This is a genomic window from Desulfofundulus sp. TPOSR (assembly GCF_011393055.1).
GTDB classification, from domain to species: domain Bacteria; phylum Bacillota; class Desulfotomaculia; order Desulfotomaculales; family Desulfovirgulaceae; genus Desulfofundulus; species Desulfofundulus kuznetsovii.
In genome coordinates this window covers 396,321-411,293 of the sequence record NZ_JAAOEF010000001.1, presented here as the reverse complement: position 1 = coordinate 411,293, position 14,973 = coordinate 396,321, and the positions used below count along the sequence as shown (strand labels likewise).

Annotated in this window: 11 protein-coding genes; all 11 read left to right on the top strand. The window is 57.4% G+C overall.

From position 1 onward, the window contains the following. The 11 genes from ftsL to murA all read left to right on the top strand — a co-directional run bounded on the left by ftsL (position 1) and on the right by murA (position 14,906). A complete protein-coding gene (gene ftsL, locus G7K71_RS02120) occupies positions 1-507 on the top strand; it encodes a cell division protein FtsL (protein ID WP_166343140.1) in 507 nt (168 codons plus the stop codon). A 45-nt stretch (positions 508-552) separates the two neighbouring features. Continuing rightward, on the top strand, positions 553-2,736 hold the full coding sequence (locus G7K71_RS02115) for a stage V sporulation protein D (RefSeq protein ID WP_166343138.1): 2,184 nt from the start codon (positions 553-555) through the stop codon (positions 2,734-2,736). 131 nt (positions 2,737-2,867) lie between these two features. Continuing rightward, positions 2,868-4,346 (top strand): UDP-N-acetylmuramoyl-L-alanyl-D-glutamate--2,6-diaminopimelate ligase, encoded by a 1,479-nt coding sequence (locus G7K71_RS02110; RefSeq protein ID WP_166343136.1) that lies wholly within the window; start codon positions 2,868-2,870, stop codon positions 4,344-4,346. Positions 4,347-4,496: 150 nt separating this feature from the next. Beyond that, a complete protein-coding gene (gene murF / locus G7K71_RS02105) occupies positions 4,497-5,891 on the top strand; it encodes a UDP-N-acetylmuramoyl-tripeptide--D-alanyl-D-alanine ligase (RefSeq protein ID WP_166343134.1) in 1,395 nt (464 codons plus the stop codon). A 105-nt stretch (positions 5,892-5,996) separates the two neighbouring features. Beyond that, positions 5,997-6,998: a phospho-N-acetylmuramoyl-pentapeptide-transferase gene (gene mraY / locus G7K71_RS02100; RefSeq protein WP_166343132.1), complete on the top strand. Its 1,002-nt coding sequence runs from the start codon at positions 5,997-5,999 to the stop codon at positions 6,996-6,998. 42 nt (positions 6,999-7,040) lie between these two features. Continuing rightward, the gene (gene murD, locus G7K71_RS02095) at positions 7,041-8,432 is read left to right on the top strand and encodes a UDP-N-acetylmuramoyl-L-alanine--D-glutamate ligase (protein ID WP_166343130.1); all 1,392 of its coding nucleotides are present in this window, start codon (positions 7,041-7,043) and stop codon (positions 8,430-8,432) included. 526 nt (positions 8,433-8,958) lie between these two features. Then, a complete protein-coding gene (gene ftsW, locus G7K71_RS02090) occupies positions 8,959-10,068 on the top strand; it encodes a putative lipid II flippase FtsW (protein ID WP_166343128.1) in 1,110 nt (369 codons plus the stop codon). A 15-nt stretch (positions 10,069-10,083) separates the two neighbouring features. After that, positions 10,084-11,193 (top strand): undecaprenyldiphospho-muramoylpentapeptide beta-N-acetylglucosaminyltransferase, encoded by a 1,110-nt coding sequence (gene murG, locus G7K71_RS02085; RefSeq protein ID WP_166343126.1) that lies wholly within the window; start codon positions 10,084-10,086, stop codon positions 11,191-11,193. Positions 11,194-11,343: 150 nt separating this feature from the next. Continuing rightward, positions 11,344-12,726 carry a UDP-N-acetylmuramate--L-alanine ligase gene (gene murC / locus G7K71_RS02080; protein ID WP_166343124.1) on the top strand — a complete coding sequence of 461 codons (1,383 nt, stop codon included), beginning with the start codon at positions 11,344-11,346 and terminating at the stop codon, positions 12,724-12,726. Beyond that, positions 12,723-13,634, top strand: coding sequence for a UDP-N-acetylmuramate dehydrogenase (gene murB / locus G7K71_RS02075; protein ID WP_166343122.1), 912 nt, complete (start codon positions 12,723-12,725; stop codon positions 13,632-13,634). The genes murC and murB overlap by 4 nt, the downstream gene beginning before the upstream one ends. Before the next feature lie 15 nt (positions 13,635-13,649). Continuing rightward, entirely contained in the window at positions 13,650-14,906 is a 1,257-nt protein-coding gene (murA, locus tag G7K71_RS02070) for a UDP-N-acetylglucosamine 1-carboxyvinyltransferase (RefSeq protein WP_166343120.1), read from the top strand. The last annotated feature ends 67 nt before the right edge of the window (positions 14,907-14,973 follow it).

The following is a 14,973-nucleotide window of genomic DNA, read 5'->3' as shown; positions in this document are numbered from 1 at the left end:
TTGATAGTAGCCAAGGAACAACCTTACCACCAAAGCCCGCCCGGGAAAGGGTTAACCCCCGCGGGTCATCCCCGGCCGCAAGCACGGCCCCGGGAACATCTGGTATTAATGCTGCTGATCCTGCTCGTTTTTGCATTGGGTATCTTGATTTCAATTTTCTACTCCCGGGTACTCATTACCGGGTATCAGATCACCCGCATGCAAAAAGAGCTGGCCGAGCTGGAAATCGAGACCCGGGGTCTTGCCGAGGAAGTGTCCAGGCTATCCTCCCTGGAACGGGTGGAGGCCGTGGCCACCACCCGCTTGGGCATGGTGAAGCCAGACGAGCGCCAGGTGGTACTGGTGAAGGCTGCAGGCGAGTTCCAAGATGTTCCCCCGGAACCCAGGCCGGCCGAAAAATCTGCGTCCGGTGATACGGAGAAGGGTCGTACACCCAGGGAGCATCACTGGATCCTGCAGGCCCTGGCCGATCTGGTCATTCACCGTTCTTCAAAACATTCCGGCTAAAGAGCACCTTTTTTCACGGGTGGGCGCTATCTGGAGGAGAAGGGTATGCGCACCACCAGCATCATTATCCGCCGCAGGCTGACTTCTCTTTTCCTTTTGGCCACTGCGGCCCTCGTTGCTTTAACAGGCCGTTTGGCCTGGATCCAGTTTGTACGGGCGGATGAACTGCAGCAAAAGGCTCTGGAAGTGCGAATGCGGGATATTCCGGTGGAGGCCAGGCGAGGAAATATTTACGACCGGAACGGCCGTCTACTGGTAACCAGCGTGAGCGCGGAGTCCCTTTATGCCATTCCCTATCTCGTAAAGGATCCCCGCCGGGCTGCGGAACAGCTTGCACCCCTCCTGGATATGAAAGTGGAACGCCTCTATCAAATCCTCTCCCGCCAGTCATGCTATGAATGGGTTGCCCGCAAATTAGAACCGGGGACAGTGGAGAAAATAAAGCAACTAAAGTTGCCGGGCCTCTTTTTTGTTGAGGAAAGCGTCAGGCATTACGTATTTGGTTCCCTGGCGCCCCATGTCCTGGGCTTTACAGGGATAGACAACCAGGGGCTCATGGGCATAGAAAAGACCTTTGACCAGGAATTGCAGGGAACCCGCGGCCGCATTGTGGTGGAACAGGATGCCACCGGGCGGGAGGTTCTCGGGGCGTTGCATAAATATATTTCCCCCCGGCAGGGAAACAGCCTGGTGCTGACCCTGGACGAAACCATCCAGCATTTTGTGGAACGGGAACTGGACCGGGTGGTGGCCAAATATAACCCCAAACTGGCAGTGATTATGGTTATGGACCCCCGGACCGGGGAAATCCTGGCCATGGGTAATCGCCCCACCTTTGATTCGAAAAACTGGATGACTGCCCCGCAGGGGGTTTGGGACCGGAATCCAGCCATCTGGTACAACTACGAGCCGGGTTCCACCTTTAAAATCATCACCACCGCAGCGGCCATCAGCGAAGGGGTGGTTAGGGCCGATGACCAGTTCTTCGATCCGGGCTACATAAAGGTTGCCGACCGCTACATCCGCTGTTGGGCTGACGGTGGCCACGGTAGCCAGACCTTTGAGCAGGTGGTAATGAATTCCTGCAACCCCGGATTTGTAGAGGTGGGCCTGCGCCTGGGAAAGGAAAAGTTTTACTCATACATCAAGAAATTTGGATTTGGAGATGTAACCGGCATTGACCTGCCCGGGGAGGCCACCGGTATTCTCATTCCCGAAAAAAAGGCAACTAACCTTAACCTGGCCACCATGGCCATAGGACAATCCATTGCCGTAACGCCAATTCAACTGCTAACTGCTACCTGCGCCGTGGCCAACGGTGGTGTTTTATTGCGCCCCCATCTGGTAAAAGAAATCCGCGACCCTTCGGGTAAGGTAATCAAGACCTTCCAGCCCGATATGGTACGCCGGGTGCTTGACCAGGAAAAGGCCCGCCAGGTGGCTGACCTGCTCCAGACGGTGGTCATGAAGGGTACCGGCAGAAACGCCTTCATTGACGGCTACCGGGTGGCCGGCAAAACCGGAACCGCCCAGGTGGTCGGGGAAGGGGGCGGCTACGTAAGCGGGAAATACGTAGCTTCCTTTACCGGCTTTGCCCCGGCAGAGAACCCGCGGGTTGCCGCCCTGGTTATGGTTGCCGAGCCCCAGGGAGGCATCTATTACGGCAGCCAGGTGGCCGCTCCCGTGTTCCGGGAAGTGGTCCGGGACACTTTGCATTACCTGCAGGTACCCGAAACACCCGACCTCGAAAAACCAAAGGATCCCTTCGTATACTTTGAACAGCCCCGGGTTAAGGTCCGGGTGCCAAACGTGGTGAATTATCCCCTGGAAACGGCCCAGAATATCTTGCGCGAGGCGGAACTGTCTTTTGTAGTCCGGGGGGAGGGGGCCATTGTTCAAGAGCAGACACCTAAAGCGGGGGCGGAGGTGTTAAGTGGCACCTCGGTGGTGCTGGATCTGCAACCTCCCGGGGGTAAATCAAGGGAGGGACCGGTTACTGTTCCCAACCTCACGGGCCTGACCATTACCGAAGTGGCCGCCCTGCTGGCGGGTATGGATCTCCGCCTGGAAGCGGTGGGGATCGGGCAGGCCGCCGGTCAGAACCCCCGGCCCGGGGAAAAAGTCCCCCGGGGTACAACGGTGAGGGTGGAGTTTACACCCGGATCCGGGCCGTCCCAGGCACCCCCTGCAACTGCCCGGCCGGTGCGGGAATTTGTGGAGAGGCCATAGCATGAGTTGCGTATGTTTAGTAAAATTGGAAATAATACCATAAAAAGGACGAAAGGGCTCTTATTGCATTGTCACAGCAGGGGTGGTAGTATAACCACGGGAACCTTTCTGGTAAGGAAGGAGGATTTCGCTTGCTGTTTAGCGAGTTGATCGAGGGGCAAACCTGTCTGGCTGTGGGAGGCAATCAACAGGTACATATAGCGGGCATTGCCTACGACTCGCGGCAGGTGCAGCCGGGTTTTCTGTTTGTTGCCGTGGAGGGTTTCACCACCGATGGCCATCGTTATGTGGAGCAGGCGGTATCCAGGGGTGCAGTAGCCGTGGTGGTGCAAAAGGAAATCCCCCTTCCTTCCGGTATTGCCTTCGCGCGGGTGCCCGACACCCGCCTGGTTCTGGCTTTGCTGGCTGCGCGTTTCTATGGCTATCCGTCCCGGAAATTAAAATTGATCGGGGTTACCGGGACAAACGGTAAAACCACTACCACCCATTTGCTGGCAGCCATTTACCGGGCGGCGGGAAATAAGGTGGGACTTATAGGTACCATTGCCAACTGGATTGGTGACCGGGTATTGCCGGTATCCCACACTACCCCCGAATCTTTGGACCTGCAAAAGTTGCTGGCCGAAATGGTAAATGATGGGGTTGCGGTGGCGGTGATGGAGGTAAGTTCCCATGCCCTGGCTTTAAACCGGGTGGCCGGATGTGCCTTTGATGCCGGGGTGTTTACGAATATTACCCAGGACCACCTGGATTTCCACCGGGACATGGAGGATTACCTGGCGGCAAAGATGCTGTTGTTCCGGGGACTGGGCCAGGACGGCAAGCCCGGCCTGGCGGTCATTAACGTCGATGATCCCCGGGCGGAAAGGATCGCGGCCGCAACAAAAGTACCCGTTTGTACCTACGGACTCTCGGCGGAAGCGCAGGTGCGGGCCCAGGAGGTTAAAGTTACCCCCCGGGGCGCTTCTTTTACCGTCACCGGCTCCTGGGGAGAATGCCCGGTAAACTTAAAATTAACCGGTTATTTCAACGTTTATAACGCCCTGGCCGCTCTCACGGCGGCAGTGGCCGGGGGAGTTCCCCTGCCACTGGCGGTTCGGGCCCTGGAGTCGGTGGAAGGTGTGCCGGGTCGCTTTGAACTGGTAAACCGGGGGCAGGACTTTGCCGTAGTGGTGGACTACGCCCATACCCCCGACGGGCTGGAAAACATCCTTACCACCGCCCGGGCCATAACCAGGGGCAGGTTGATTACCGTATTTGGTTGTGGCGGTGACCGGGATCCCACCAAGCGGCCCCTCATGGGGGAGATTGCCGCGCGCCTGAGTGATCTTCCGGTGATTACTTCGGATAACCCCCGCACCGAAGATCCCATGAGGATTATTGCCCAGGTAGAAGAAGGGGTGCGGCGGGTTCGTTCCGACTACCGGGTGGTGCCCGACCGGCGGAAGGCCATTCGCTTTGCCCTGGGGGTTGCCGCCTCGGGGGATACGGTCATTATCGCCGGTAAAGGGCATGAGAATTATCAAATTATCGGTACAACTAAATATCCTTTTGATGATCGCAGTGAGGCTATTAAAGCATTGGACGAACTTTTAAGTAGACACCCATGACGCGTTAAGCGCCACCCAGCACTCACTGCAAACAGAGTTCTTTGGTTTGGATGATTACCAAATATGTGCAGCTTCAATTCCTGCGCAGGTACCTGGGTCCGGTGAGTGCTGGGCAAGCAAGTACTGTTTTCAGGACAGAGGAGATGCGCCGTGAAGACCATGACCCTGAAGGAAGTGGCGCAGGCCATAAATGGGAGGCTTTGTCAGGGGGATGCAGGCGTCCGGGTCCGGGCCGTTTCCATAGACAGCCGCAGTCTTGCGGGAGGCGAGCTGTTTTTTGCCCTCCGCGGGCAACGGCATGACGGCCATGACTTTGTACCGCAGGCTCTGGCCGCCGGTGCCGCCGGGGTGGTGGTGGAGCGGATGGTTTCCGCTTTAAATCCCGGGGCAGCCGTGATCCACGTGGACGACACCCTGGCAGCTTTACAACAGCTGGCCCGCTACAACCGGGAGGTTTACCGGGTACCGGTGATCGGAATTACCGGCAGTTCCGGTAAAACCAGCACCAAGGACCTGGTGGCGGCCGCCCTCTCCCGGCGGTTTAACACCCTGAAAACCACGGGCAACCGGAACAACGAAATTGGCTTGCCCCTCACCCTCTTAGAGCTTCATGAGCGTTACCAGGCCGTGGTGGTGGAAATGGCCATGCGGGGGCCGGGGGAAATTGCCTTCCTTTGCCGGCTGGCCAGACCCACGGGAGCAGTGATCACCAATATTGGCGAAGCCCATATAGAGCGCCTGGGGTCGGTAGATAACATTGCCCGGGCCAAGGGAGAAATCCTGGAAACCATCAGTCCCGAAGGGTTTGCCGTTTTGCACCGGGACAGCCCCTATATCCGGCGGGAGGCGGCCCGTTGCCGGGGGCGAGTGTACTTTTTCGGCATCGGCGGTGAAGCGGATGTCCTTGGCAGGGACATTCGTCCGGAAAAGGGCGGCAACCGGTTTCGGGTGAGGGTGCCCGACGGGGGGGAAACGGAAATACATTTACCCCTGCCGGGGCGGCACAATGTGGAAAACGCCCTGGCTGCGGTGGGGGTAGCCTGGGCCCTGGGTGTGTCGCTGGAAGACATTGCCGCAGGCCTTGCTGGGGCCGTCTTGACGCCCATGCGCCTGGAAATAATTGATTGCCGGGGGCTGAAAATCATTAACGATACCTATAATGCCAACCCGTCCTCGACCCGGGCCGCCCTGCAGGTGCTGGCTGAAACGGGCGCCAGAGGGCGCCGCATTGCCGTTCTGGGAGATATGCTGGAACTGGGAGACAAGGCTCAGGCCGCCCATCGCCGGGTGGGCGGTGGTGCCGCCGGGGTGGTGGATTACCTGATTACGGTGGGTAATCTAGCCCGTTTTATGGCCGAGGGGGCGCTGGCGGCCGGAATGCCCGGCGGGTGCGTCTTCCGGTGCGCATCCAAAGACGAGGCTCTAGAAGTATTAAAGGACCTGGCCCGGCCCGGTGATGTGGTACTGATTAAGGGTTCCCGGGGCATGCGCATGGAAGAAGTTGTACAGGCTCTGGTCCAGGGACAAAACACCGTTTTGCCTTAAAACACATAAGCTGGCAACAGTTGGCTATAGTGGTGCGGGGCGACCGGCGCCCGGTAGGTGCCTTTGATTTCCAGAAAGGAGGAAACCCGCCACAGGTGGTACCGGATGGGGCATAACGATTTATGGCTTCTTTTAAGCAAGGCTTTGCTTATTTCTCTGGCCGTGACCCTTCTTTTAGGACCCCTGACCATACCCCTTTTGCGCCGGCTTAAGTTCGGTCAGAGTATCCGCGACGATGGGCCAGCCACTCACCTTTCCAAGGGTGGTACCCCCACCATGGGCGGAATCATGTTCCTGGCCGGAACAACCGTGGCCGGGCTCTGGCTGGCTCGCCATTTTCCAGAGGGCCTTTTGGTGCTTGGGGTTACCCTGGGGTTCGGGTTGATTGGTTTTCTGGACGACTACATTAAGGTGGCGTTAAAGAGATCCCTGGGCCTGCGGGCCCGGGAAAAGCTTTTTGGCCAGGCGATCTTGAGTGTGCTCCTGGCCTTGCTGGCTGTTTCCACCTTTGGCCGGGGGACGGATGTGGTAATCCCTTTCAGCGGTTTTTTTGTTCCCGGGGGTTTAACCCTGGAGCTGAAAAGCTGGGGTTTTCTTTTGTTTGCCGTGCTGGTAGTGGTGTTTACGGCCAATGCGGTGAATCTTACCGACGGCCTGGACGGCCTGGCCGCCGGAGTAACCGTACCAGTGGCCGCAGCTCTTTTGCTTATTTCCCTCTTAATGGATAAATTGGGAATTGCTATCATCATGGCCGCCCTGATGGGAGGCTGCCTGGGTTTTCTGGTCTACAACCACCATCCAGCCCGGATATTTATGGGTGACACCGGTTCGCTCGCCCTGGGAGGGGCACTGGGAGCGGCGGCGGTATTAACCAGAAGTGAGTTGTTCCTTCTGGTTATCGGGGGCGTTTATGTACTGGAGGCCCTGTCGGTAATCATCCAGGTCATTTCCTTCCAGCTCTTTGGCCGGCGGGTGTTCCGGATGAGCCCCCTGCACCACCACTTTGAGCTTGGTGGCTGGAGTGAACAGCGGGTGGTCTATACCTTTTGGGGGTTCGCCCTTGTGCTGGCCCTCCTGGGGATGGCGGGGCTGTATCAGCTGGGTTAGGTATTTTAAAAGGCATACTTGTTTAGAAGGAAGGTAAGCGATTTGGCATTTGAAGGACAAAAGGTTCTGGTAATCGGGGCAGGTAAAAGCGGAGTGGCGGTTAGCCTTTTTCTGGCCAGTAAGGGAGCACGGGTCGTCTTAACCGATCAGAAGGAGTCGGCTTCCTTTGACCCGCCCCTGCAATCCCTCCTGCCGCCGGAGGTGGAACTGGTGCTGGGCTGCTACCCGGAGGTGGGGGAGGGCAGCTTTGACCTGGTGGTGATCAGCCCGGGGGTGCCCCTGACTATCCCGCCGGTAGCCCGGGCCCGGGAACTGGGGATACCGGTGACGGGTGAGCTGGAGCTGGCTTACAGGCTGGCCAGAGCGCCCATCGTGGCCATTACCGGTACCAACGGTAAAACCACTACCACCAGCCTGGTGGGGCAAATTTTTGCCGACGCCGGAATAAGAACCCTGGTGGCCGGCAATATCGGCCAGCCCCTGATTACGGAAGTGGAAAAATACGGTCCGGAAGACCTGATTATTCTGGAGGTTAGCAGCTTTCAACTGGAAACCACGAGTCTTTTTCACCCCCGGGTGGCCGCCATTTTAAACATAACTCCCGACCACCTGGACCGGCACGGCGATATGGAGGGCTATGTGGCGGCAAAGGCGCGCGTTTTTGCCAACCAGACCGGGGACGATTACACGGTTTTAAATTACGATGACCCCCTGACCAGAAATCTGGCATCCTTATGCCCTGGAAAGGTTATATTTTTCAGCCGGCGGCATAATCTGGAAGAGGGGATAATCGTGCACAATGGTTACATAGCGGTCAGGGAAGGGGGAACGGTTCATCCCATTTTGCCGGCCAGTGCCCTGCGTATTCCGGGGGCTCACAACCTGGAAAACGCCCTGGTTGCCGTAGCCTGCGCCTGGGTGCTGGGAATCAGGGAAAAGCAACTGGCTGCCACGCTGCACCACTTCTCCGGCGTTCCCCACCGTCTGGAATTTGTCGCCGAGATCAACGGCGTAAAATATATAAACGATTCCAAAGGCACCAACCCCGAGGCCAGCATCAAAGCCCTGGAGGCCTATGATCAGCCCATCGTTTTACTGGCCGGAGGCAGGAACAAAGGCAACGACTTTACCGCCTTTGCCCGCCTGGTGAAGGAGAAAGTAAGGGTGCTGGTGGTGCTGGGAGAATGTGCCGGTGAAATTGAAGCGGCCGCCAGAGCGGCCGGGGTCGGGGAAATTATAAGGGCCAAGGACTTTCGGGATGCAGTCTTTCAAGCCCACCGGGCAGCCCGACCGGGGGAAGTGGTCCTGCTTTCGCCGGCCTGCGCCAGCTGGGATATGTTCAAAAGTTACGAGGAGCGCGGGGAAATGTTTAAAAAGCTGGTACATGAGCTGATTATACGGGAAATGGCCGGGGGCAGTGAACGGTTTTGCTGAACATTTCCTCACCGGAGAAGTAAATGTTCAGCGAACCCGGTTGGATGCGGCCCAGCACTCACCCAAATATGACTCTACTCCCGGTGTTTCAGGTTTAATTGACACATCAGGTTTTGGGAAGAGCTAGTATCCCGGTGAGTGCTGGGTCCTCGCTCACTCCAGTGCTTCGCGTAAGATGCGCCCCGCGGTTCGCTTCGGGCCGGCTCTGGCTCTCTGCGGATTGCCCGTGACTAATTGCACTTCGTTGTAAGCTGTTAACTAATGTATTTCAAACTTTTCTTACGCTTAGTCAATCTTGCGTCCTCGAGAGCCGAGCCGCCCAGCACTCACTGAATAGGCTATACGGCGGAGGCCAAATTTTCTACTACCTTTTGCGTTTGCCTTGGAATGAGCATTTTTTGCCGGTGAGTGCTGGGTTGCCGGGTGCTGTTACCGGCGTGTGCTGCGTCGTTCGCTCCGGACAGTGCCGCATCCTCGTCATTACGGTTTTGCTGAGCATTCACCCGGAGAAGGTAGGGAGACTCCCATGCGCTTACGCAGGCGGCCACCGGATTTTATCCTCTTCCTGACCGTACTCATGCTTTTAAGCGTGGGTATTGTGATGGTTTTCAGTTCCAGTTACTACTATGCCATGTTTCCGCCCTTTAACAACCCTTTTCATTTTCTGATCCGCCAGTCCATCTGGGCCATCATCGGCCTCACGGGTATGTTTGTGATGATGAATTACGACTACTGGCATTTGAAAAAGTGGGCGGGAGGATTGCTGATCCTGGCCTTTGCCCTGTTGATTGCCGTACTCATTCCGGGGGTTGGCGTTTCCAAGCTGGGAGCCCAGCGCTGGTTGAACCTGGGTCCCTTGAGTTTTCAGCCTTCGGAATTTGCCAAGCTTTGCCTGGTAGTCTTCACTGCCTATGGCCTTTCCCGGCGGCCCGAACGGATCACCAATTTTCGCCAGGGAATGTTGCCGTACCTGGTGATAATGGGCCTGGCAGCAGGGCTGATCCTCATGCAGCCTGACCTGGGTACGGCCGTGACCCTGGCCGGGACCATCGTGTTAATGCTTTTTGCGGCCGGTGCCTCCCTGGTACACCTGGGAGCCCTGGGTGTACTGGGAGCGGGCGCCCTGGCCCTGACCATCTGGACGGAGCCTTACCGCCTGAGGCGGTTCCTGGCCTTCCTTGATCCGGAAAAAGACCCCTCGGGATCGGGGTGGCATATTTTGAATTCCCTCATGTCCCTTGGTTCCGGTGGCCTTTTGGGCACCGGACTGGGGCAGGGCCGTCATTCCAAATTCCTTTACCTCCCCGAGAGGCAGACGGACTTTATCTTTGCCGTGATTGGAGAAGAGCTGGGTTTTATCGGTGCCTGCCTGGTGATCCTGTTGTTCATTTTGTTCATCTGGCGGGGATTGAAAGTGGCCATCACCTCTCCGGATTCTTTTGGCAGCCTGCTTGCCGCCGGGATTGTTTCCGGCGTAGGCATCCAGGCCATCATTAATATCGGCGTGGTCACAAGTTCCCTGCCGGTAACCGGCATTACCCTCCCCTTTCTCAGCTTTGGGGGAACATCCCTGGTGTTCACCCTGCTGGGGGTAGGGGTTTTGCTGAACATATCCCGCTACAGTGCCCCCAAATGACGGGAGGTGGAGCATTTGCGTTTTGTGGTAACCGGGGGTGGTACGGGAGGACATATTTATCCCGCCCTGGCCATTGCCCGGGGACTGCTGGCTAAATACCCTGAAGCCCGGGTGCTTTACATCGGCCGGGACGGCGGCCTCGAGGCCGACCTGGTGCCGAAGGCAAACCTGCCTTTTCGTTCCATCCCGGTAGCCGGTTTGAAGCGCAGCCTGTCTCCGCGCAACCTGCTGGTGTTCTGGCAGGCAGCCCGGGGAATTCTTCTGGCCCGGCAGATACTGGCCAATTTCAAGCCGCGGGTGGTAGTGGGCACCGGGGGATATGTGTGCGGGCCGGTGGTCCTGGCCGCTGTTTTGCTGGGTATTCCCACCCTGATCCACGAGCAAAATGCCCTGCCCGGTTTAACCAACCGGCTGTTGTCCCCTTTTGTCAGCCAGGTGGCGTTGACCTTTGAAGACGCCCGGAAATATTTTCCCCGTAAAGCCCGGGTTAAAGTTACCGGGCTACCGGTGCGTCCGGAGGTGCTGGCCTGGCGTCGGAACGAGGCCAGGCGGGCCATGGGCATTCCTGAAAATGCTCAACTGGTCCTCTCCTTTGGGGGAAGTCAGGGGGCCAGGGCGATCAACCTGGCCATGATCGAGGTTTTAAAGCAGTTTAACGGCCGGGAGGGGGTTTACTTCCTCCATGTGACCGGTCACGGCCAATATGAGGAGTTTTGTGCCCGTGCCAGGGAGGCGGGTTTAAGCATAACTGAAAATGGCAATATTATCCTTGTACCTTATCTTGACGAAATGCCCCGGGCACTGGCGGCGGCCGACCTGGCCATCTGCCGTGCCGGGGCAGCTACTCTGGCAGAATTGACGGTGGTGGGGTTGCCGGCCATTCTCATCCCCTACCCCCATGCTGCCGGGAATCACCAGGAATACAATGCCCGTTCCCTGGAGCGGGAAGGTGCTGCCCTGGTCATCAGGGACCGGGATCTAACGGGGCCTTTGCTGGCTGAAAAACTGGTCCAGCTCCTGGCACGGCCGGTAAAACTAAAGGCGATGGCCGGGGCCAGCAGGCGCCTGGGACGTTCCCAGGCCCTGGATGAAATACTCGAGCTAATAGATAGCCTGGCCAGGTAAAAACGGTGGCTATTGCCTTTCGTGAACCAGGTGGCACGGCTGGACAAGCCCGGGAGTGGCACACCTTTTTTAGTCCGGGCATAGTATATGGTGTATCGCGAAGCCGTCACGTTTGCCAGGAGCTGTAACCGGGAAAGGAGTTGAAAGTCCTTGCAGGTAATACCCCGGCGGGTACATTTTATCGGTATTGGCGGGGCTGGCATGAGTGGCTTGGCCAGCATCCTTCTGGATCTAGGTTATGAAATTACCGGTTCGGATCTTTCTTTTACTGATACCACCCGCAGGCTGGAATCCCGGGGAGCCATCTGCCATGTGGGGCACGCCCCCCAGAATCTGGATACCACGCAACTGGTGGTGATTTCCTCGGCCATTAAACCGGATAACGTCGAATTGCTGGCCGCCCGGGAAAAGGGCATCCCGGTAATACACCGGGGAGATCTACTGGCCTGGCTGATGCAGCGGCAAAAGGGTATTGCCGTTGCAGGGGCCCATGGCAAGACCACTACCACTTCCATGCTGGCCCTGGCGCTGGAAAGGAGCGGACTTGACCCGACCATTATTATCGGAGGTGAATTGAACGATATTGGCGGAAACGCCAAGCTGGGTCGGGGGGAATATCTGGTGGCTGAAGCCGATGAAAGCGACGGGTCCTTTTTAAAGTTACATCCGCTGGCAGTGATCGTGACCAATATTGAAGATGATCATCTGGACCATTACGGTTCGGTGGCGGAAATTAAAAAGGCTTTCCGGCAGTTCATGGGCAAAGTGCCGGAACACGGGCTGGTCATTGCCTGTATCGACGATCCCAATGTGCGGGAAGTAGTACAGGATTTGGGCCGCCCCGTGATTACCTACGGTATCGAGAGTTCCGGTGCCGACTATGTCCTGCGCCATTTATCGTTAGATGGTGAAGGTTCCCGCGGTGAAGTGTATTATCGCGATCAGCGCCTGGGCACCCTGGAACTTTCCGTCCCTGGGAAACATAATATGTTAAACGCCCTGGCCGTGGTCGCTGCCGCCCGCTGGATCGGTCTTGATTTCCAGCTCATCGCCCGGATCCTCAAAGAGTTCCGGGGAGCCAGAAGAAGGTTTGAACTGCTGGGGGAAGTGGGGAATATGCGGGTGGTGGATGACTATGCCCACCATCCCAGTGAAATAAAGGCCACTCTGCAGGCGGCCCGCCAGACGGGGCCTAAGCGCCTGATCGTCGTCTTTCAACCTCATCGCTACACCCGGACGGCCTTGTTAAAGGAACAATTTGGGAAGGCCTTTGGCGAAGCCGATCTGGTAATAGTCAATGAGATATACAGTGCCGGGGAGCAACCCATAGAAGGGGTCAACGCCCAGTTGATTGTCCAGGCCATTAAAAACCATGGCCGTCCGCCAGTGGTTTATCTGCCGACCAGGGAACAAATAGTCAATTACCTGGCTGCCATGGCCCTGCCCGGCGATTTGATTTTAACCATGGGTGCAGGAAATATCTGGCTCTGTGGCTTGGAACTGGTAAAAAGGTTAAGGGAGAAAACAGCATGACTTTACCGGCCGGTTTTAAAGAATTAAATGCCCTGTTGCCCGGACAGGTGAAGGCCAATGAGCCCATGGCCCGCCATACCACATGGCGTATCGGCGGCCCGGCAGATATTTTTGTGGAACCGGCGGGAGTGAAGGAACTGGCCCGGCTGGTTACCTGGGTGTACGGCCGAGACCTCCCCCTTTATTTTATTGGGAACGGTTCCAACCTGCTGGTAAAGGATGGCGGCATCCGCGGCATCGTGGTGAAAATTGGCCGTGCTTTCGGTCAGGTCCAGGTGCGGGAAACAACCCTGATCGCCGGGGCCGGGACCATGCTGGGTCTGCTGGCGTCCGTAGCCCAGAAGAGCGGCGTGGGCGGTTTGGAGTTTGCCACCGGTATTCCCGGAACGGTAGGCGGGGCGGTGGTAATGAATGCCGGCGCCAACGGTTCGTCCATGGCCGACCTGGTACAGGAAGTTATGGTTATGGATTTATCCGGTGAGCTGGAACGGCGGAATGCCGGCGAACTGGGTTTTGGCTACCGGACCAGCAATTTGCTGGGCAGTTCGCTGGTGGTTCTGGAGGTGACGTGCCGGGGTGTAGCCCGGGACCCCGACCGGATCCGGGCGGATATGGAGCAGTATCTCGCCCGCCGCCGGGCTTCGCAGCCCCTGTCCTACCCCAGTGCCGGCAGCGTCTTTAAAAATCCTCCCGGGAAAACAGCCGGCTGGTTAATTGAACAGGCCGGGTGCAAGGGTATGCGCCAGGGTGATGCCCAGGTATCTTTGGTCCACGCCAACTTTATAGTCAATTTGGGGAGGGCTACCGCCCGGGATGTGCAAATCCTGATCCACCGGGTGCAGCAACTGGTTTACGAGCGCTTCGGGATAACTCTAACTCTGGAGGTACAGGTTCTCGGTGAGGATTGAGGCGGGGGTGACAGCATGGTCAGGTTTTTCATTACGGGCGGTAATCCCCTGCGGGGCACCGTGCGGGCCAGCGGAAGCAAGAACGCCACCCTGCCAATACTGGCCGCCTGTCTCTTGCAAGGGGCACCTAACGTAATCCAGCAGGTGCCGGCGCTAAAAGACGTAACGACCATGTGCGATGTCCTGGAATACCTGGGTGCTCGGGTGAACAGGGAAGGGGATTCCATCAGGGTAGACGCCACGCATATCCAATCCCTGGAAGTAGGGGAAGACTTGATGCGCCGGATGCGGGCGTCCAACCTGGTGCTGGGGCCTCTTTTGGGGCGCTTTCGCCGGGTTAGAATCTCCCACCCCGGCGGCTGCAACATCGGCTCCCGGCCCATGAACCTGCATTTAAAAGGGCTCAAGGCCCTGGGGGCCAGGATTGAAGAAAAATTCGGCTATATTACCGTGGAGGCCGGTAAACTGGAGGGTGCCGAAATCCACCTGGATGTTCCCAGTGTGGGCGCTACCGAAAACATTATGATGGCTGCCGTGCTGGCCAGGGGCACAACCATCATTCGTAATGCTGCCAAGGAACCGGAGATCGTGGACCTGCAAAACTTTTTGAACCGGATGGGAGCGCGCATCAAGGGTGCGGGTACCGATGTGATCCGGATCGAAGGGGTAAAACACCTTAACTCCGTGGAACACGCGGTGATTCCCGATCGCATTGAAGCGGGAACCTACCTGGTGGCCGCTGCCATTACCGGCGGAGATGTTACGGTAACCAACGTCATTCCCGAACATCTGGAGCCCGTGCTCGCTAAGTTGAAGGAAATGGGCTTTTTGGTAGAGACGGGTGATGAACATGTGCGGGTGGCGGCCCAGGATCGGCGGCCGCGGGCGGTAGATATCAAAACGCTGCCCCATCCCGGCTTCCCTACCGATATGCAGCCCCAGATGATGGCCCTGGCCTGCCTGGCAGAAGGAACCAGCGTAATTACCGAAACAGTCTTTGAGAACCGTTTTAAACATGTGAGTGAACTCCGGCGGATGGGAGCCGACATCAAGGTGGAGGGGCAGATAGCCATCATCAAGGGGGTAGAAAGGCTCACCGGGGCCCCGGTTATGGCCACGGATTTGCGGGCGGGCGCCGCCCTGGTCCTGGCCGCCCTTGCTGCCGAAAACGGTACCGTGGTTGAAGGCGTGGAACATATCGACCGGGGCTACGAAAAGATGGAACAAAAATATACCGCCCTGGGGGCCAGAATTATGAGGATATCCACTTAGCGTGGTTCTTTTTTAGTTTTGGGTGGACAAGTTTTTCCGGTTGCTATAATATTTTGTATAATAATCC

Bases quoted from the DNA above. Each gene is read 5' to 3' on its own strand.
- G7K71_RS02115 (WP_166343138.1), top strand. From the start codon at position 553: ATGCGCACCACCAGCATCATTATCCGCCGCAGGCTGACTTCTCTTTTC.
- mraY (WP_166343132.1), top strand. From the start codon at position 5,997: ATGGGGCATAACGATTTATGGCTTCTTTTAAGCAAGGCTTTGCTTATT.
- ftsW (WP_166343128.1), top strand. From the start codon at position 8,959: ATGCGCTTACGCAGGCGGCCACCGGATTTTATCCTCTTCCTGACCGTA.
- murB (WP_166343122.1), top strand. From the start codon at position 12,723: ATGACTTTACCGGCCGGTTTTAAAGAATTAAATGCCCTGTTGCCCGGA.
- murA (WP_166343120.1), top strand. From the start codon at position 13,650: ATGGTCAGGTTTTTCATTACGGGCGGTAATCCCCTGCGGGGCACCGTG.